This is a genomic window from Pseudomonas sp. Irchel 3H9 (genome assembly GCF_900187495.1).
Classification (GTDB): domain Bacteria; phylum Pseudomonadota; class Gammaproteobacteria; order Pseudomonadales; family Pseudomonadaceae; genus Aquipseudomonas; species Aquipseudomonas sivasensis.
The window spans coordinates 144,710-162,726 of record NZ_FYDK01000004.1 but is presented as its reverse complement, the minus strand read 5'-3'; the positions used below and the strand labels follow the sequence as shown (position 1 = coordinate 162,726).

The window sequence follows — 18,017 nt, the reverse complement described above, 5'->3', positions numbered from 1 at the left end:
GATTAATAGCTCTATTGCTTTTTATTTACTGCCTTCCTTTTTGCGCCCCCTTAAAAGCTCAAGCCTCGTATCTATCGGACTTTTACACCCCGGGAATACCCAACTACCTATGGGCATTCGGGCCGAGTGAAAAGTGCAACCCCATAGTCGGAATGTCTAACAGAACGAAAAATTTTCGTTCTCCAAGCAAACTAGCGATTCGAGGCCTGGAAGCTATAATCACAGACGACATCAGTACTGCTTTAGCATGTGAAAAACAACTAAAATTTTTTGAAAAAGAGATAGAAGGAGGTTTATTTTATGTGTTTTTAGATGACTATAAAGATAACTGGCCTTTCCATCTGAAAGCTCCCTGGGTATCGGCATTCACACAGGGAATTGCACTTGAACTCTATATAGAATTGGCAAAAAAAACCGGTGCCCCCTACTACAAAAAACAAGCCGATAAGATTTATCTATCATATACGATACCGATAAACAAGGGGGGGTTTTCTAGGCATATAAAGGACGGGGTAATATTTGAAGAGTACCCTGTCGAGCAAGAGATAGCTGTTCTCAACGGCGATCTTATAGCGCTAATCGCTCTTTATGATTACGCTAACTATTCAAACAAAGAAGAGCCGAAGCAGTTGGCTGAGCAAGCTGTTAATTGGCTTCAAAAAAATATAAATCGTTTCGTAATCAAAAACATAAATTATGCAGGACCAATTTCCGCGTACTCTTTAGCTCCACCAAGACTAGACGTACTTTTCCGCTTTTATTTGACCAATGGCAGCCTGGATATTTTTTATATTACACTAAGCGCAGACAACATATCCCAAACTATAAAGGTTGGCTACGATCAAGACGATGACATCTCTCGCACTGCTAGCCTTATAATATCTCCGGATATGAACTGGTCTAAAGTACACACTGAAATAACACCCCGAGGTAGCAAAACCTTCAGAAAGATAACTGAGAACATTGGAAGCTTCAATCACGCACCATTCAGGATAGCAATAAAATCGCCAAACGAACTAAAACAGTTAAACAACCAACCAAAAATCAAAGTAGCTTATAGGGCATATGGAAATTCAGACCTACAAATATCAGACGGGAAAACTTTTTATAAAATAGGTACGCTACCAGCTACAGCAGGCAAGATAATGGTGTTAACTTTTGATATCCCACAGACCGCAATTGCTAACCTTAACTTCCCTAATGAGCTAAAATACAACGCGCTCTATTTTGAGCATAATCAGAAGCTGCTAGGTATCGTATCAGAAATAACAGGATCCGAAATATTGAAAAAACATTCGGACCTGCTCAAGCGTTAAATAAGCAACTGTTTAATTATTCCATTTTGAATAAAAGCATCGGATAGCCATTTTTCAGCAGCCACGTAGGAAAGAGTTTTAGATTCCATACACCATTCACAAATAACGCCCTTTTGCCCCGTAAACTGTGAGCGATGAGAAGGCGTGCATCGAATCTAGTACTCGGGTGAAGCCAATGGGGTTGGCCAACGCGACTGCCAGAAAAAGCTTATCTATTATGGTCACAACATTCGAAAAAACATAAGCGCTATTCCAAAAACAAAATTAACAAAACTCATTCGATGTCTAAACACATATTTAAATCAATCGCTTAGTGTGGCACTCAAGTAGAAGAACCATCAAAAACGACACTTTCTAGCAAAGTAGTCATAGCCGCTCTACTTCGTGCGGCATCAAAATTCGTCCTAATATAGTGTGCACCATTACATCCCATATGATCACGCAACTCCTTATTACTCATCATCTCTGCAATTCTGGATTCAAGCTGATGGCTATCATTTGGATGAAACATTATACCCGCCTGTGCTTCAGCAACTATTTCAGCGGCCTCTCCCTCTACGCCGCATAATACTGGTTTACCACACGCCATATAATCAAGCAACTTCGTAGGAATAGCCCCTTTGAACAAGGGGATCGCTTGAAGGGTAACTAAGCATAAATCCGCAGCATTAATAAAACCTCGCGCAAGACTTTTCGAAACTGGCGCCAGTACCTGAACGTTATTAAGGTTTAGCTCAGCGATTCGTCTCTCAATGTAAGGTCGTTTCATACCATCGCCAATCAAAACAAACAATGTATTCTTATCATTGCACTTCATTGCAGCATCTATCACCACATCAAGATTATTAGCTTCCCCCATGGCGCCAAAGTACAAAATAACGTTACGCCCCTCCCAACCAAAGTTTCGGCGAACGTCTATACCAGCCTCGGTGTCTGGATACAACATATGCGTATCAACACCGCACGTAATGACCGCCAACTTTTTCTCAGACCAACCGCGCCCGCTAATATTGTCCCGAATGCCTCGAGTCAATGCGACGACTCGATTGGCTTTATCATAGAGCACCCCCTCTATCCAAGACATTAGGCTTATCAAAGTGCGGTTGCGTAAAATACCCATCTGTATTGCTGATTCTGGCCAAAGATCTCGCACCTCCAATACCATAGGAATACGACGCAACTTACAGACTATCCATATTGGTAGCATTGGAAAAATCGGGGGGGAGGATGCCAAAACAACATCCGGCTTTTTCACTAGTAATAAGCCAATCGGCGCAGTAAATGAAAAAGATAAAAAACTAATTAAACGCCCTATGTAACTGCGATGCAATTCACTGTATGTATAGGTTCGAATAATATTAACAATGCCATCCACTTCCCGAACAATCAACCGTCTATACCAAGGAAGCAAAGGCTGATCGCGCTGCATATAACCTGTCTGCCCGGAAACTACTGTCACCTCGTGCCCTTCCGCGGCAAGATGCTGGGCTAACTCATAAACTAATGAATGGCCAGGAGAAGAATGCCCCTGATAATATTGATAAATGATCGCTACTTTCATTTGAAAGCCCTATAAATTTGTTTGAGGCGCTCCCCTTCTCTTTGCCAGCTCAGTTCAGTTCGTACTTCTACCAGTTGTTCGCGCCACCGCTGCAGTCTCTGGTCATCATTGAAAAACGCTTCTATCATAGTTGCCATAGCCTTAGGCGTTCCAAGATCGCCAACACAGCCGATCTGATTACCGTCCACCAACCGTCGCAACTCAGGTAAATCACTTGCAAGAACGGGTAAGCCAGCAGCGATAAACTCGAACAGTTTGTTAGGCGTACAGTAGTAATTATTCAAACAGATCGCTTGATAGGGAATTATCCCTGCATCAGCCGAGGCTGTTACGCTAAGTAGACATGACTGCGCTACTGCTGGATGAATATGTACTCTGGAGATCATACCTTTTCGCTTAATCAAGCGGTGCAGTGTCCCAGATAGCTGGCCTTCACCAAGCAGAACTAAATGAACGTTACTTTTTTGCAACAAGGCCATCGCTTCAACCAACTCAAGCAAGTTACGGCCCGCTGAAAAGCCACCTTGAAACAGTAATACCCTTTGATCGCGCGAAATGCCAAAATGATCATGCAGATACCAAGACCGCTCACCCTGTTCCGTGATTCGTTCAGCGTTATAGATGACGGCAACTTCCGCCAATTCATAACGCATTTGAAGCTCGCGAGCGATTGACGGATTAACGGTTATGACTCGTTCGCAAGCATGAATATGCCGACGTTCCAATTGTGCCCAACTAGAACGTTGCCCACGGGAAAACTCCTGCTCGCAGTAGAGTTCATGACTGTCATATACAAGGTGAGCGTCCGACGCTTCAGCAAGCTTGCGCGCAACGGCAAGCATCGGAAGATCGTGGGCCACAATCACATTTGCCTTGTGCTGAAGGCCGTCAGCAAGAAACAGATTTAGGTAGAAACGCTCATGATCGACCAGAAAGCGCCAAGCTAACGATTTGATGAACCGCATCAAACGCCCGTTCATAGGCAGATATCGACGCATTACGCTATAAGCTTCTAGCACTCGATTTTCCCGCCGTGCATGCGACTCAGTATGAATACCTATCCGCAGCACGCGCCGATCCTCGGCATCCGAATCATAATCCTCCGGCATCGCTAAAATAGTCACTTGCCAGCCGTCCTCCTCCAGGCTGTCGGCTTGCAGAAGAATTCTTCGGTCAATTTTCCTGTCATTACATAACATAAGAACCGTGGGAGAGCGCAGCTTGATTTCAGATATCACTGGGTTGCATGTCTCCATCAATGAAAACTCTATGCCAAAGCTCCATACATAACAGCCCCCAAACAACTCGCCCATACTCACTTTCGCTGTTTAGTGCTCTCTCGACGGATTGCACGTTGTAGAGTCCTCGCTGCCGAGCACGATCAGAAAGTAAAGTGTCACTCACAAAATCACGCGCTACACCTTTCGTCCACTGAGTTAGCGGTGTAGGAAAGCCCATCTTGTCCTTACGCTCAAAAATACTGCGCGGCACCGAACTGCGCACAGACTCCTTAAACAAATGCTTCATGCGCCCACCGCTAAACTTAATATTGGGTGGAATAGTCGCCATGAATTCAACAATGCGGTGATCAAGTAGCGGAACACGCGATTCGATGGAGGCCGCCATGCTTGTACGGTCCTCGACGTGCAGCAGTGCCGGAAGCGAGCCTTTAAGGTCAAAGTAGGTCATTTGGTTGACCAAGGAATGCAAGCCTTCGCGATTAAAGATTTTTTGGTATGACTCAAACGGTGAATAGCACTTGTCGAATGCATCCGGATTGAACAGGTGTGACATGCCTTCACTACGGTCAATCAAGCGAAAATAACGTTGGTCAGTTGGTGCGAAGAGGCCCTCTCGCCATAGCCCCTGCAGCATTGGTTGATAGGTCTTGAGCAATGACAGGTTGGGAATAATGGATTCCAACGAAACCGCATATCGATTCTGATTGGCGGTTTCGTTGATCGCCCCAGATAGGCACTTTTCCAGATAAGCAGCCATGTAGCGTGCATAACCTACGAACAGCTCGTCACCGCCCTGCCCACCAAGTACAACCTTCACCTGCTCGCCTGCCAGACGCGAGACGTAGTACTGAGGTATTAAACCTGGCCCGGCGAGAGGCTCATCCATGAAATGCATCAGTTTTGGCAACAGATCCGACAGTTCATTTCCGGGAATATAGATCTCATTGTAGGCAGTGCCGGCAAATGCGGATACCGCTTTTGCGTGCGCAGTCTCGTCGAATTGTGGTCCTTCGTGAAAGGCACCAGTGAATGTCTTGAGTTGTTCACCGCCCAACATCCGTGAAGCAAGACAAACAACAGCGCTGGAATCAAGGCCCCCAGATAAATGCGCTCCCAGTGGTACGTCAGAACGCAAATGCATGCGTACAGAGTCTTCAATCAAGGCTGCAAGATTATCAATAAAGTAACGCTCATCGTGACGGTCATCTATATTGTATTGCAAGTCCCAGTACTGGAAAGTTTTGATTTTGAGGTGACTGCCCTCATACCATGCACTTAGTTGATAACCAGGTTCAAGTTTCTGGACGCCTTTAAACAAGGTCTTCTCATTTAGGCAAAACTGAAACGTCAGATAATCCTGCAAACCTTCTGAATTCGATTCGGCCTTTAGCGTACCGTCTGCGAAAAGCGCTTTGATTTCAGAGGCAAAGCTTAGCTGTTGTCCATCAAAATAATAGTAGAACGGCTTGATGCCGATACGATCTCTCGCGCAAAAAAGGCGTTGTTCAGCACGATCCCAGATTGCGAAGGCAAACATACCTACTAAGCGGTCTATACAGCGCTCGCCCCATTCCCTAAAGGCATACAACAATACCTCAGTATCAGAGTAATGATGCAGCGGATGACCCCGACCGATGAGTTCACGGCGTAGTTCTAAGTAGTTATAGATGGCGCCGTTGAAAACGACCGTATATCGGCCATCCTCAGTAGTCATTGGCTGCTTGCCGTGTTCAGGGTCAATAATAGCTAAACGCCGGTGCCCCAAAGCCACAGGCCGTGCCGGATCAAGCCATATCCCTTCACCATCAGGACCTCGATGACGAATAGCGTCCATCATCTTCATGACAGAACCATGCATCAACTCGGGTGTTCCTGAAACGGCTACGATCCCTGCAATCCCACACATAAAAACCATCCTGCCCTAAAAACATAACTGACACGTCCTCTAACTTCCCGAAGGAAATCAGCCGGTGACGCGCTGATAAATATTCAGCAATTTTTTGCCTTCCACTTCCCAATTGATCGCCTCACGGGCCTTCGACGCTCCGGCTTTCAGGGAGGCCATCATCACCGAATCGCTAAACAGTCCATTGACGGCAGCAGCGATCGACTCTGCAGAATTAAGATCTGCCAGCAAGCCATTTCCATACATACCGACAATATCGTGTAGAAATGGCAAGTCGTTACTGATGAACGGCAATTCAGCGACAGCAAACTCGAACAGCTTGTTTGGACTGCAGAAATAATTATTTTCATCGACGCCGTGGTAAGGAATGATTCCTAGGTCGGCGTCACACGTCAACTCGTGCAGGTCATCTGAGGGCACGCCACCATAGAAAAACACTCGCTGCTCTAGGCACTTCTCGACAACCAGCGCCTTCAACGTGTCCTCAAATGCGCCATAGCCTACGATAACCAAGTAGGTACCGTTGGAAAAATTAGCAGCTGCCTCAACGATACGTTCGATGCCGCGGTTATCAGAAATCCATCCCTGATAAAGCAGAACGTTGGCATCGGAACCAAGACCGAAACGCTTACGCAGTAACGACGTTGAAGCCACTTCGATCTTGGGTGCAGCGTTCATGATTACGTCCGGCATCTCAACGCAGTAACGCTCTGCCATCAATTTAGCTATATAAGGGTTCACCGTAATCGCGGCATCGACCTGCTTGATCAGCTTCGACTCCTTTATTTTGTACTTTCTCTGAGTAGCGCGGGGCAGTTGCACTTGGGCGTAATACAGTTCATGAGCGTCATAGATCAGCGGAACGCTCCGAATCTTTGCCAGTTCTACGCCCGGGGCCAACATGGGAAAATCGTGGACATGTAGTACGTCTACTTGATACTCGGTCATCCGATCAAGAATAAACTGTTCAAAGCTGTTCAAGCGCGCTATTCGATTGGCCCACGCCCTGAACACCCGCCAAGCACGGCTATACATTGCAGAACCCGGCACTAACTTATAGCGACGTGCTAGCGCGGAAAATCGCGAGTCCCCCCAATCAAACATAAAACGTTCAATTTTTATACCATTGTGGATGTAGGACTCTCGCTTCGGACATTCGAAGCCTGCTAATAAGGTCACTTGGTGACCTTGCTCAACCAGCGTCTGAGCTTCCTGCAGAATTCTCCGGTCAATCATTAGATGATCGGCAGTTGTCATCAATATGTTCATACGCGGTAATAACCCTGATTCACTGACACTGGGTCAAGTTCAACTTGCTAGTCAGGCTATCAAGATCGTAGTTTGCGACGCCGATCTGTCCGCCCTGCTCAACACCGTGCGCCTCAATACCGTTGTAATAAACAGTAGGAGTACTTGCATCCTCAAAGAAATACATGCCGTACTTCAATCCGTCCCACTTCTTCTCGGCGACGTCACCGAAAACAAAAATCGGCTCCTGGCTCGCCACGATCAAATTATCTGAAGCATCAAAGCAGTAGGCATCCCAACTGTTTTGGGTTTCAACGACAAGTACAGGCTTGGCATCGACATGTAGAATACCCAAGGTGTAAATCCCAGCTATTGGGCTCAATATGATCCTGCTCGGTTCCGCACTCCCATCGGCTTTCAGCTCCGCCGACTTGATCACGTTGTCTCCATTGAGCATCGCGGTATAGATGATTTTGTCGTGACCATTACGCTTAAACACCACAGGGTCAAGGGCACTGTCGGTCAATAACTTTTTAGGTGTTTCCCAGCGTAGACCGTTGACGCTAGATGAACGATAGATAGCCGAATAGGTGGGTGCACCATCTTCGGTCACGGAGAAGTAGAGCTCATAGGTCGCAACACCATTTGTCAGATTTTTTCTGACGAAAGGGAACGCATAGGCCCCTTTGAAAGGCAACTTTTTCTCGTCGAAAATATTGCCCTGTTTGATGTAGTCGGTATCGTTCTGCGCGGTTGCCAGCTTGATTCTCCAGCGGTGGTCATCGCCATACCCCGAATACAACATCACATTCGAATCGCCCACCTTAAAGACTGAAGGGTATTCAACATGAAGAGAATCTTCTGATGCAGGCTGAATACGAATAACGGGGTCACTTCCCCAATCGAACAACTCGCTGCCCCACAAGTTACTCTTCCATGCATATCCTAATCCGAGTACAGCTACGATAGCCACCGAGGCGATCAAAACCTTGCGTCTCTTAGAATTAACCACTTGTATATCCTTAAAACAAACGACGAATAAAAGAAATCCTGTACACCAACCAGGCTGCAGCAAAAGCACAAAAAGTGGTCAACACGAATGTTAATGGCACTTCTATCAACGGGTTCATAAATGTCGCGGATATTTTGCTGTATTGCGAACGGAAGAGCTCCATGAAGATTGGATGGAGGATATAGACCAACAAGGTAAGCGGCGCAAGAGTTTTCAACGCGGGAAAACTAACTCTAGCAGCGATCCGTAAGCTTAGGCCCCATACGCCGATAGCCATGGCAAATACTGTTGGACTGAAGTAGCTATAGAAATACAGCTTCCAGGTGTAGGTAGTGCCAAAACCATAAGCCAGAGCAAAAGTGCCAAAGACTGTGCACAAGTAACCTACCAGAGTGATCATCCCATAAGGTAGATTTGGCTTAAACTTGTATAGATAATATCCTAGCAAAAAATAGCTGATGTACGACCAAGAAAAGCTGCCACCATTGGGCGTGTAGGTTCTAGAAAACGTACTCCAGGCGAATGTAGTCATCGTCAGGACGCAAGTGGCGATTACCGCATTACGTAGATCCTTTTCTTCCATATTGACCACCGCCTGTGACAACGGCGGCGCTATCAGGTACAAGCCTATGATCAGGTAAAAGAAGTGCAAATGATAATACGGCTGCCCCATGACAATGGCTCTCAGGAAAGCCGCCCAGCCAAAAGCGTGCTGAAAGTACTTCATCCACAGAGCGTAGATTACCGATGATATGAACAGCACTGCCAACATACGTGGAACACGTGACTTTATGACATGAGCATAAGTAGTTTTGCTATTACCCAGAATTAAAACCGAGCTAAGCATCACAAATACTGGGACACACCAGTGAGTCAGAGAACTTACGACGTCGCCTAAGAACCAACCCCACGCGCTCAACTCATCCTGCATGTAGATGGGCCGAGCAGACACATGTAACAATACAACAGCCAGGCAAGCGACTACCCGAACAAAATCCAAGTTTGAATCATAGGGCCGGACAGATGGACTTGCGATTATTTGACTCATTGAACAAGAGAACCCCTATTAAATTTTTATCAAGCTAGACAACTGTTAGTAGTTATTATTTGTGCCTGTCTATGGAAGACGAGTAGACGCTCGCGATCTCTTGCGCAATGCTGGCACTAGAGAATTTGAGCTCGGTCACTTTACGGATTACTTTGCTGTTGAACGTTCGACGCTGTCGGGCCATTACCAATATTCCTTGGGTCAACTCCGAAACACTCATTCCAACCACATTACCTAACTGTGGATGCGAGACTATTTCTGCAGGTCCACCGCAACGCGTAGTAAGCACCGGACGACCACAGCTCATTGCCTCAATCGCCACCACGCCAAATGTCTCGCTTTCGCTGGAGATCACCAAGAAATCACACTCACGGTAGTAATCGACAAGTTGCGCACGACTTGCCCGTCCGGAAAACTCAACAATTTTTTCGAGTTCTAAGCTATTAACCAGAGCCTTAGCATCCTCTAGACCATCACCACTACCTGCCATGCGCAGGCGCAAACGAGGCTCCTCTTGGAATGCGGCCGCAAACGCCTCCAGCAATAAAGGCACTCGCTTGACTGGCACGAAGTGGCCAACCCATAACAGATGGATCAACTCGCCATGCTGCATTGGCTGCTCACAAAACATATCGGTATCGACTAGATTGGCAATGACTTGCGTGTCGACACTCGCTTTAAGTTTGATCTGCTGGCGAATATCCGACAGGAGTGCCGAGCTGACCGAGATGACTTTATCAGCCGCATTCAAAGCTTTTTGCGTCATACGGCGCAAATAACGAGTGCGAGTCAGCGTCGTGAACGGGCCTGTATGTTCGGTAATGACTAGTGGAACTTTCAGCTTGCTAGCTAAGCGACGGCCAGCGGTTCCGTCGGTATAGGATGTGTGGGCGTGGATCAATTCAAATTCGAAGTGCGTTTTCAACCAGTCAGCATAGCGCATCAGGCCATGGGAGTAGGTTGTGGCATGAGCTTGAAAGGGTAGAAGTGAACTGACAATGTACGGGAAGCGTATCAACGGGACACCTTCATGATCTTCCCAACTAATGGGCTTCTGCTCCCGATATACGTCCAGCGCACGCTTAATAGCCTTTGGATTAATAGTATTGATCCAGAAAGGTTCTCCACTGAGTACTCGCGCATCAATACCTTGAGCCCTTAGTGCCTTGACTTGCTCATGAACAAAAATACCACCAACCATATTGTATTCGCGCGGATACATATGCGAAAGAACTAGAACTTTGCGTGGTTGGTTTGCCTCTCTAGTTAGAGTTTGCCCCATATGAATATGCAGTGCGTCGACCAACAACTGATATTCGTTTTTCTCCTCTACCAAGCTGTTGATTATCAATCCAAGACTTTTCACCTTCGCCTCTAAGGCTTCACGCTGGTATTCCAAGCGTTCGGACAGCTCATTGAGGCTACTCGCCACACGATGCTTTTCTTCTAGTTCGTGTGAACGCGCCGAAACTTCCATACTTAAACTTTCCAACTCCAGAGTCAAGGTAGTTTTTTCTAATTCCAAAACTTCAATACGCTGCACAGCGTTTTGATACTCAAGCAAGATAATCTGCGCTTGATTTACTTCCGCCTCGAGCGCCTCAATCGTGAGTACCAGATTGTGTTGCTTTAGTTCTGATTCGCTAGACTTTTCGACCCACTGTTCTTTCTGTCGCAATGCAGCATCGTAAAGACCCTGCAGTTTTTTCAATTGCTGATCGCGAGCGAGAAGTTCATGCTCTAATGCGTCACGGCGCATTTCAAGAGTATTGGCAAGACTACTCATCTGCTCGAGTTTAATCACCAGTTCGTCTACCTGCAGCAGACAAGCCGCGCCCTGCTTTACTGAACTATCGAGTTCCACTTGAAGAGCATCGAGTTGGAAAGAAAGTCTTTCGCACTCTACCGATAACGCCTCTACACGACGCTCTCCTGTGGTAATCAGCACTTCTTGGCTAGACGCTCTTTCGCTCAGTTGGGTATAACGACCCTCCAACTCAGCGCGTTTTCCTTCAAGCTCGTTCGCCAAGTTATTGACCTTGGCCATCGCTTGCGTCTGCTTGAGCAGCGAACGCTCTTTTTCCTGAAGTTTTATTTCAAGGGCCGAGCGCGTAATCTCAAGCTGCTCGGACAATGCCAAAAACTTGCTTGACTCTTCACGCATTTGATCAATAGTCGGATCATCGCCCAAGCAGCAGGCAGTAATCGCACTTTGGTCAAAGCTTTCAAAGCTCATCTGTAATCGCACGTCATCACTAGGATGAAGCATGCGCAGGATGCAGCCGTGAGGACCGAACGGTACCGGCGGTATGATATAGAAGCCCGGCTCATCAGTTTGGAGACATGCGACGTAGCGACCACGGACGTGATCGTAAACCTCCAGTGATGTCAGAGTACCTAACTCAACCTGAATGGATTGCGGACGCCGAGGAAACGTAACAACCTCATAATCCACATCGCCCTTAATACGGCAGGCTTGGCTCGGATAGTTGAACGGATTATCTCGTAAGGCAAGTTCGGACAGCGTCAGCGTCCGTTGATTGAAAGGTTCGGCACTAGGCGTGGGCGTCCAGTTGGTTGTCGCCGACACGCCCCTCTCGAACAAAACTAGGATCTCGCTAATATCAGGCGTCCTGCGCAGGCCCTCTGCGGACTGCATCGCTTGCAGGGCCTCAAATCGTCGCTGCACCATCAGCGCGGAACTCGACCTTTCGACAGGTCCACGACGCTTGGAACAATTAGGGCAGACACCATCCTCAAAAGGATAATCCAAGCCCGACAACGCACGCGATGATTCGACTATTCTGGGATCTTCAAAGGTCCACGCCTCACCAGAAAACCGGACATCAATCGCAGAGAACGTCGGAGCGAATAACGAGACAGCGTCCTCCACCGTATAGGAACGTTGATGCAGATGGGCGTGATAGCGCGAACCACAGCCAGGGCAGGTGATCTCTGCCGCTTCGAGCAACTCACGATAAGGAACCGCTACCAAGATATAGCGAGATGAAACCCGCGCAATTTCTGCCAATGCCTGTGCGTAGATGGAATCAGGCAAATGCTCTATCACATCGCTGGAAAGGGTCAGATCAAAACTTCGATCACCAAATGGAATTGCGCACAAGTCAGCCACCAAGGCTGGCGCCAGAACGTGTTTTACCGCAGCCTCACTGATATCACAGCCCACTACATCCCAATGTGGCGTCAAACGGTTGGTGACCGTTCCATTACCGCACCCTGCATCAAGAATGGTACTCACGGAAGGGGGTATCAGTTCGATCAGGTCCTCGGCCACCGCAACTTGCTCTGACACTGCACTGCGGCTCCAGAGATCATCCTGGGCAAAATAACTAATCTCGGACCGCTTACTCATTCAACGGATTCCAGATTTACCCAAGCCACAGGGTGAACAACCAACCCCCTCTCCATACGCACATCGATCGGCGCAGTGATCCGGATACGATACTGACGATCATGGACATCCAGTGGGTGTTCTCCACTAAATTGATCTTCAGTCATACCGTCAAAAATACCAACAGAAATGACGTAGTCGCCAGCCCCGACCATCAATGGGTCAAACTGCGCCTTGACCAGTCCGGTACGACGCTCCCGAGTTGATGATATGAACGGCGATACAACCTGAGCCACGCACCTTCCGTCCATACCGTAAATGCAGATAATGAAAGCCATGCAAGGAATATTGAGTTTGGCGCCCCATTTCACATTTACATAAAGCGGTTCCCCAAAGGAAAACACCCGCCGTGATTCTTGGTGCCGATCTAGGAAGTCGACACCGTCAATCCAGGCACTACCTTCCCCATACTCGAAATCGGATCGGTCAACTGCTACAGGCGCGTTGTCTTCCTCTGAGGTCAAAAGCGGGTTTTCAAGCGCAAAGCGCTGAATGATCATCCGCCCGCTTTCGACAGTTGGCTCCAGCGTACCGATAGTGACGTACTCCAGCCCATCAAATATCTGGCAATATACTGCTTCGTTCTCCGCCCTGCCCATGTGTCGAACGGTGACCGTAAATTCGCTCAGTGCCCCCAACCCCAACGGAACTTTGACACTTACAGGGGCATGTTTGTACTGTCCTCCACAATTTTCAAAATCACGAAAGCTGATACCTTCGGCGGTCTTTTTTGGGGCACTCCAGTTCATGTAACCATGTGCGGTCAACACATGAAGGCGTTGGTTGCGATCGTCATCCAACGCCTCCCCTACCAGCACGTTATCGATGACTTCTCCCTTATGCTCCAGAGTCATTTCGAATACTGCAAGCGGCGTCGTTGGCGCATCATCGGACGCGGCTACGAAACGAAGTATCGACACTCGATCAATTTCATTGTCAGTCAACAATTCGCTGACATCGCCCCGGCTAAGCTTTAAGTTGATTGCTCTGAGACGCAACTCTTCCTGCTTTCGGATGGAGGCGGCGTAGGAACGACCGATTTCGATCGGATCGCCATCGGCGACAATTCTTCCACGCTCAACCCAAATAGCGCGATCGCAGATCATTTGAACCGCCGACATGTCGTGAGAAACAAACAGTACAGTTGAGCCTTCCGCAGTCAGTGTACGCATCCGCTTAGCCGACTTTCCGGCGAAATAAGAGTCCCCAGCGCCGAGGATCTCATCGATGATGAGAATTTCCGGGCGTATTGCGGTCGCAGCCGCAAAAGCCAGGCGTGAGTACATTCCCGAAGAATAGGTCTTTACCGGCTTATCAATAAATTCTTCAAGCTCTGCAAACTCAAGTACATCGTCGAGTAGCTTCCTGGCGCGAGCCCCTGTAACACCTTGATAAGCGAAAGATGACAGCACGTTGGTACGACCGGTGAACTCGGGATGAAATCCGGTTCCTAACTCCATCAATGCCTGAACCTTTCCTCGCACCTTGACCGTACCTTCGGTCGGCTGTATCAGCCCGGCAATAAGCTTGAGAAGTGTGCTTTTGCCCGCACCATTTCGCCCGACCAGTCCGACCCTTTCCCCAGGTTTAATCGTCAGAGACAGATTGCGAACTGCCCAGAACTCTTCATAGGTTGAGCGGCCAACAGGGAAACCCAGCGCCTCGATCATGCGATGACGCGGCGAGCGGAAAATTCGGTACATCTTGGCGATGGAGGCTAGTTCAATGATCGGCTCAGACATAATCGGCAAATAATGGCTTCAATCGTGAAAAGACAAATCCACCCAAGAAAAAAGTGGAGAACGAAATACCAGTAAAAATCGCCAGCAACCCTGGTTTGATAACCCCAATGAAGGCTGCATCCCGATACAACATAATCAGGTAATACAGCGGATTGGGGTACATGAACGGAATAAGTTCCTTGGGAATCATTTCCTGTGTATAGGCAATAGGCGATACGAGCATCAGGAACAGGATAAGCACTCCGACCATCTGGGCTAGGTCAGGTATGAACACATTGACCGCCGAGAGTATCCAGATAAGTCCAACGGTAAAGACTATCTGCAACACCAATATCAGTGGAATCGCCAGCTGTGTTGAGTGAACGATACCGCGACTCCACAACACCATCAGTAACATTACCAGTCCCACAAGCATAGTCACACTGCTGGCAAGTACTGTTTTAACAGGAATAAGGTCGATCGGGAAAAGCGTATTCTTGATCAACCCTTTGTTACCCAGGACGGACCCCACTCCGCTGCCCAACGCCTCCGAAAACCCTAGAAAAGGTACCAACCCGCAAAATATCAAGAGCACATAGTCGAAAGTGCCGAACTCTGCCACCCGTACACGATAAATCATCGTGTAAACCACTGCGTACAGGCCAAGGAAGAGCAATGGGTAAAGGAAAATCCATGCGACACCGAATATCGTGCCAATAAACCGGCTGCGTATGTCGGTTAGAGTGGTTGCCCACAAGACATGAACGTGACGCCAAATGATTAAAATTGGATTCATAGTCGTGTTTTTTCCAGAATAGCGACTATTTGCGCGGCAGCTGTACCGTCACCATAGACGTCTGACTTCGCTTTCGGGATTAACCTGTTGCTCATCGCCGCGTTGATAGCACTGCGGCTGGCACCAACCAGTTGGTTGAACCCCATATCGACAGTTTCAACCCACTCGGTCTCATCGCGCAGGGTAATGCATGGTACCCCGTAAAAATATGCTTCTTTTTGAACGCCGCCGGAGTCCGTAAGAATGATGTTGGCCGCCTGTTCAAGAGCGACCATGTCCAAAAATGGCAACGGGTCGACCACTATAATAGAGTTCAGGTGGTACTCCATATCGTGAACTTTAAGCAAGTTACGCGTACGTGGGTGCAGGGGCAAGACAACGGGCATTTGCACTGCAATGTCTGCCAGACCAGCCATAATTTCGCCTAGCCGCTGGGGGTCATCAGTATTTTCAGCTCGATGGCAGGTCGCCAATGCAAAAGCACCGGGCTCCAGCCCTAGCAGAGCCAGGACCTTGCTTTTTGCCTTAGCGCGCTCGCGATAAAACAACGCCACGTCGTACATTACGTCACCGACGTTATGCACCCCAAGGGTGATCCCTTCTTTAGAGAGATTGTCTACAGCCAGGGCGGTAGGGCAAAGAAGGAGGTTAGAAACTCGATCTGAAAGAATCCGGTTTACCTCCTCCGGCATATGCATGTTGAAAGACCGCAAACCTGCCTCTACATGCGCCACCGGAATGTGCAACTTGGCTGCAGCCAACGCGCCCGCCAAGGTCGAATTCGTATCACCGTAGATCAGTACCCAGTCCGGTTTTTCCTCAATAAGAATCTGCTCGATACCTTCGAGCATCCGGCCTGTCATGACGCCGTGGGTGCCGCCGGACACCTCAAGATTGTACTTAGGTGTCGGTATCTCCAACTCGTCAAAAAAAACCTGCGACATGTTCGGGTCGTAATGCTGTCCGGTGTGCACCATGACTTCGACCAATCGCCCCGGGTGCTTGAGGATTTCCCGGGAAACTGCGGCGGCTTTTATGAACTGTGGACGAGCTCCGACGATGGTTACGATCTTGCAGGTCATGCGTTAAGGCTCTCTTTCAAGGTATCGACGATGAAGCGCTGAGCCTCCTCATCCAGATAGGGGTGCATAGGCAGGCTCATCACGCGATCGGCGATAGTGTCGCCGATCGGCAAGTACGCATGTTCATCCTTTACAGCGGGCTGACGATTGAGAGGAATTGGATAATGTACGGCAGTCGGCACACCGGCATTTTTGAGGTGAGCCTGTACCGCATCACGGGAGTCAACCTGGACAGTGTATTGAGCCCAGGAACTCTGGTTGTGTGCGGCTACGAAGGGCGCACCGATAGCAGCCTGCTCCAACAGGTTTGAATATCGCTTGGCGACTTCTTGACGCTGAATGAATTCTGCCTCAAATACATCGAGTTTGGGCAGCATGATTGCCGCTTGCAACGTATCCAAGCGACTGTTCACTCCGACGCGGATATGGTGATAGCGGCGATCTTGGCCATGCCTGGAAATTTGGCGCATTACCGTGGCTAGGTGTTCATCGTTGGTAAAAATCGCGCCGCCATCGCCATAACAACCCAATGGCTTGCTCGGGAAGAAGCTAGTGCAGGCGATGGTAGTCAAGTTGCAAGAGCGCTTAGTCTTATAGCGGCTACCAAAACTCTGCGCGGCGTCCTCGATCACCGGGATTCCATGCCTGGCGGCGATGGCGTTGATCACGTCGAAGTCAGCACACTGGCCATACAACGAGACAGGAACTATCGCCTTAGTGTTCGTTGTGATGGCGGCTTCCAGCAACACTGGATCGAGGTTATAGGTTAAAGGATCGACATCCACATAGACGGGTTTGGCTCCAAGCACAGCGACAGTCTCAGCGGTCGCTATGTAGGAAAATCCCGGCATGATGACTTCATCGCCAGGTCCAATGCCAAGCGCCATCTGCGCAACCTGCAGGGCATCAGTGCCATTAGCGACACTGATACAGTATTTCGCCCCACTAAACGCAGCCAGACGTTCTTCGAGCTCATACACCTCGGGCCCGAGGATGTATTGACCGTGGGCCAGTACGCGCTGGATAGCGGCGTCAACTTTTACTTTTAACAACTGCTGTTGAGCTTTGAGATCTATGAACTCGATCAATGTGTATTCTCCTTTTTAAGCACATTGCTACTGAGCACGTACGTGGCGTCAGAATGCTCGCACGCGACACTGCCCTCTCCATTCAACGGCAGGTCCAGTTGCTCACCAAACTCACTCATCCAGCCAATCTGGCGCGCCGGAACCCCGACCACCAAGGCATAGGCGGGTACGTCCTTGTTTACCACAGCTCCCGCACCAACGAACGCGTAAGCACCAATAGTCACGCCGCAGACGATGGTGCAGTTGGCACCTAACGTCGCACCTTTTTTGACCAGGGTGTCGCGGTATTCGCTTTTTCGTTCAATCAGCGAACGAGGGTTGTAGACATTCGTAAACACCATGCTCGGGCCACAAAAAACACCCTCTTCAAGCGTGACGTTGTCATAGACGGAAACATTGTTCTGAATTTTGCAGTGGTCGCCAATGACGACCTTGTTCCCCACAAAAACATTTTGGCCAAGCGATACGCCACGCCCAATCCGGGCGCCACCGCAGATATGGACAAAATGCCAGACGCGGGAGTCATCGCCGACCTGCGCGCCGTCATCAATGATCGCACTCGGGTGTTGGTAGTAGTTCAATTCCG

The 18,017-nt window shown here is 48.7% G+C and carries 13 protein-coding genes; 1 reads left to right on the top strand and 12 read right to left on the bottom strand.

What is annotated here, in order from left to right:
• The first annotated feature begins 152 nt into the window (after positions 1 to 152).
• On the top strand, positions 153 to 1,316 hold the full coding sequence (locus tag CKW32_RS15960) for a D-glucuronyl C5-epimerase family protein (protein WP_160016647.1): 1,164 nt from the start codon (positions 153 to 155) through the stop codon (positions 1,314 to 1,316).
• Between the two features lie 322 nt (positions 1,317 to 1,638).
• Here the strand turns inward: CKW32_RS15960 and CKW32_RS15955 are convergent, their stop codons facing one another.
• From CKW32_RS15955 to wbpD, 12 genes are read right to left on the bottom strand one after another with little or no spacing between them, the layout of a single operon-like run.
• Entirely contained in the window at positions 1,639 to 2,877 is a 1,239-nt protein-coding gene (locus tag CKW32_RS15955) for a glycosyltransferase family 4 protein (protein WP_095185384.1), read from the bottom strand.
• Positions 2,874 to 4,133, bottom strand: a complete 1,260-nt coding sequence (locus CKW32_RS15950) for a glycosyltransferase family 4 protein (RefSeq protein ID WP_160016645.1) — start codon at positions 4,131 to 4,133, stop codon at positions 2,874 to 2,876. The genes CKW32_RS15955 and CKW32_RS15950 overlap by 4 nt, the downstream gene beginning before the upstream one ends.
• Positions 4,105 to 6,024 carry an asparagine synthase (glutamine-hydrolyzing) gene (asnB, locus tag CKW32_RS15945; RefSeq protein ID WP_095185382.1) on the bottom strand — a complete coding sequence of 640 codons (1,920 nt, stop codon included), beginning with the start codon at positions 6,022 to 6,024 and terminating at the stop codon, positions 4,105 to 4,107. Before asnB ends, CKW32_RS15950 begins: the two co-directional genes overlap by 29 nt.
• A 57-nt stretch (positions 6,025 to 6,081) precedes the next feature.
• The gene (locus tag CKW32_RS15940) at positions 6,082 to 7,281 is read right to left on the bottom strand and encodes a glycosyltransferase (protein ID WP_160016643.1); all 1,200 of its coding nucleotides are present in this window, start codon (positions 7,279 to 7,281) and stop codon (positions 6,082 to 6,084) included.
• Positions 7,282 to 7,312: 31 nt separating this feature from the next.
• Positions 7,313 to 8,284: a hypothetical protein gene (locus CKW32_RS15935; RefSeq protein WP_095185380.1), complete on the bottom strand. Its 972-nt coding sequence runs from the start codon at positions 8,282 to 8,284 to the stop codon at positions 7,313 to 7,315.
• 10 nt (positions 8,285 to 8,294) lie between these two features.
• Positions 8,295 to 9,332, bottom strand: coding sequence for an acyltransferase (locus tag CKW32_RS15930; RefSeq protein WP_095185379.1), 1,038 nt, complete (start codon positions 9,330 to 9,332; stop codon positions 8,295 to 8,297).
• Positions 9,333 to 9,387: 55 nt separating this feature from the next.
• A complete protein-coding gene (locus tag CKW32_RS15925) occupies positions 9,388 to 12,705 on the bottom strand; it encodes a glycosyltransferase (protein WP_095185378.1) in 3,318 nt (1,105 codons plus the stop codon).
• Positions 12,702 to 14,486 (bottom strand): ABC transporter ATP-binding protein, encoded by a 1,785-nt coding sequence (locus CKW32_RS15920; protein WP_095185377.1) that lies wholly within the window; start codon positions 14,484 to 14,486, stop codon positions 12,702 to 12,704. Before CKW32_RS15920 ends, CKW32_RS15925 begins: the two co-directional genes overlap by 4 nt.
• Positions 14,479 to 15,261, bottom strand: coding sequence for an ABC transporter permease (locus tag CKW32_RS15915; protein WP_095185376.1), 783 nt, complete (start codon positions 15,259 to 15,261; stop codon positions 14,479 to 14,481). The genes CKW32_RS15920 and CKW32_RS15915 overlap by 8 nt, the downstream gene beginning before the upstream one ends.
• The gene (gene wecB / locus CKW32_RS15910; RefSeq protein ID WP_095185375.1) at positions 15,258 to 16,343 is read right to left on the bottom strand and encodes a non-hydrolyzing UDP-N-acetylglucosamine 2-epimerase; all 1,086 of its coding nucleotides are present in this window, start codon (positions 16,341 to 16,343) and stop codon (positions 15,258 to 15,260) included. The genes CKW32_RS15915 and wecB overlap by 4 nt, the downstream gene beginning before the upstream one ends.
• The gene (locus tag CKW32_RS15905) at positions 16,340 to 17,431 is read right to left on the bottom strand and encodes a DegT/DnrJ/EryC1/StrS aminotransferase family protein (protein WP_095185374.1); all 1,092 of its coding nucleotides are present in this window, start codon (positions 17,429 to 17,431) and stop codon (positions 16,340 to 16,342) included. Before CKW32_RS15905 ends, wecB begins: the two co-directional genes overlap by 4 nt.
• The gene (wbpD, locus tag CKW32_RS15900) at positions 17,428 to 18,012 is read right to left on the bottom strand and encodes a UDP-2-acetamido-3-amino-2,3-dideoxy-D-glucuronate N-acetyltransferase (RefSeq protein WP_095185644.1); all 585 of its coding nucleotides are present in this window, start codon (positions 18,010 to 18,012) and stop codon (positions 17,428 to 17,430) included. Before wbpD ends, CKW32_RS15905 begins: the two co-directional genes overlap by 4 nt.
• Between the last annotated feature and the right edge of the window lie 5 nt (positions 18,013 to 18,017).

Excerpts from the sequence above, each read along its gene's own strand:
- CKW32_RS15960 (WP_160016647.1), top strand. The coding sequence starts at position 153 with ATGTCTAACAGAACGAAAAATTTTCGTTCTCCAAGCAAACTAGCGATT.
- CKW32_RS15940 (WP_160016643.1), bottom strand. The coding sequence starts at position 7,281 with ATGACAACTGCCGATCATCTAATGATTGACCGGAGAATTCTGCAGGAA.
- CKW32_RS15920 (WP_095185377.1), bottom strand. The coding sequence starts at position 14,486 with ATGTCTGAGCCGATCATTGAACTAGCCTCCATCGCCAAGATGTACCGA.
- CKW32_RS15930 (WP_095185379.1), bottom strand. The coding sequence starts at position 9,332 with ATGAGTCAAATAATCGCAAGTCCATCTGTCCGGCCCTATGATTCAAAC.
- wecB (WP_095185375.1), bottom strand. The coding sequence starts at position 16,343 with ATGACCTGCAAGATCGTAACCATCGTCGGAGCTCGTCCACAGTTCATA.
- CKW32_RS15925 (WP_095185378.1), bottom strand. The coding sequence starts at position 12,705 with ATGAGTAAGCGGTCCGAGATTAGTTATTTTGCCCAGGATGATCTCTGG.
- CKW32_RS15915 (WP_095185376.1), bottom strand. The coding sequence starts at position 15,261 with ATGAATCCAATTTTAATCATTTGGCGTCACGTTCATGTCTTGTGGGCA.
- CKW32_RS15955 (WP_095185384.1), bottom strand. The coding sequence starts at position 2,877 with ATGAAAGTAGCGATCATTTATCAATATTATCAGGGGCATTCTTCTCCT.
- asnB (WP_095185382.1), bottom strand. The coding sequence starts at position 6,024 with ATGTGTGGGATTGCAGGGATCGTAGCCGTTTCAGGAACACCCGAGTTG.
- CKW32_RS15950 (WP_160016645.1), bottom strand. The coding sequence starts at position 4,133 with ATGGAGACATGCAACCCAGTGATATCTGAAATCAAGCTGCGCTCTCCC.